Source organism: Frankia sp. CcWB3 (assembly GCF_977927595.1).
Map to the genome: position 1 here is coordinate 13,457 of NZ_CDWRCK010000037.1, position 1,357 is coordinate 14,813.

The 1,357-nt window shown below is 70.2% G+C and carries 1 protein-coding gene and 1 pseudogene; one reads left to right on the top strand and one right to left on the bottom strand.

The features are described from left to right. Positions 1–63: 63 nt before the first annotated feature. On the bottom strand, positions 64–435 hold the full coding sequence (locus ACY5KJ_RS05060; RefSeq protein ID WP_462202882.1) for a hypothetical protein: 372 nt from the start codon (positions 433–435) through the stop codon (positions 64–66). 449 nt (positions 436–884) lie between these two features. Here ACY5KJ_RS05060 and ACY5KJ_RS05065 point away from each other — a divergent pair. Continuing rightward, positions 885–1,357 (top strand): annotated as a pseudogene (locus ACY5KJ_RS05065) (class I SAM-dependent methyltransferase); the annotation flags it as partial.

The window sequence follows — 1,357 nt, forward strand, 5'->3', positions numbered from 1 at the left end:
GCCGCAGCTTTCGGGGTTGCCGCAGCTTTCGGGGTCGTCGACCGGGTTTCGTTCGGGTCTCGTTCAGGACTCCGGCGCCGCGTCCCAGCGGCCGTTCGCGCTGGCACGCCGAGTGGTCGTGTTGAACATGCGGGTGAGGTACTCGGTGCGCAGGACGCCGCGGCCGTCGGCTCCGATATAGCCGACGTCACGGGTGAGATAGCCCTCGGGGTAGGTGTAGCCGGCGGCGGTGACCTCGCCGTTGCGGGTCCACCAGGCTTTGCGCTGGGTGTGGCAGCGGTCGCAGGCGTGGATGACGTGGTAGGCGCGGGCCTCACGGTCCCAGGTGGCGCTGTGGGGCTGCCAGCGATGTCCCATGGTGCGGCATTCCACGAAGCTCACAGGCAGCTCGTGCGCCCAGGACTCGATGCTGCGACGGGGGGACTGCTCGGCCATCAGGGTGTTGGCCCCTTTCCGGGGAGACGGTGCGCGGGACGGGAACGACGAACGTAACGGTGGGAGAAAGCCGACGGTCTCCTGGAGTGATCCTGCCATCCGGACCTGGTGTGGGTCTCTTCGGTGGGCATGCTGGCGCGCCCCCTGTGACCAGGGTGGATCGGCAACGGACGGCCCACTGTAGTGGGTACGGAGGCAGCGTTGTCGTGCACGCGATTCACGATGCCGCCTGCTTCACTGCAACCATCGACACTTTCGGTGAACGGCCTGCCGTCGTGCGGTGCGCGGGACTGGGCCTTGAGGCCGAGGTGGATGTGCACGGCTTCCAGCACGCTCACCCGGCCATGGCCGCCGATGGCGAGCACGACAGGCCGATGATCATCTTCTTGCCTGTGGGTGCCCCCGCGGTAGTGGCATGCAATCGTGGAAGAGTGCAGGCACATCGGCTCATGGGCGGTCACGGGGGCGCGAGCCGGACCGCGGTGCTGGTGTGCCAGGGGCGGGCCGTTGCGCACGGGCGCATCGCCATCGACCGGTTCGACGATCCGACAGCAATGATGTTCCTGCGCGCCGACGAACGGGGCGTTGTCGAGTGGGTGCGCGGCGGTGTCCCGCCGCGGGGGTGGGGGCGCGGCTCGAGTTCGAGATGGTGCGGGCCTGCGGTGAGGTGATGGTGCCGCGTACCGTCGCCATCGACGAGGCCCTCCGGGAGGCCGTCGGCGGGGCCGACGGTGAGGCCGTCGGCGATCGGGGGGTGCGGCGGGCGGAGCAACTGGTGGTTCTCGGCGCGGGCCTGGACGGGCGGCCCTGGCGGATGCCGGAGCTCGCCGCCGTCGCCGTATTCGAGGTCGATCATCCGGCGTCCCAGCGGGACAAGCTCGACCGGCTCGGAGACGCGGATCGGCCCGGGGAGGGGGCCGCC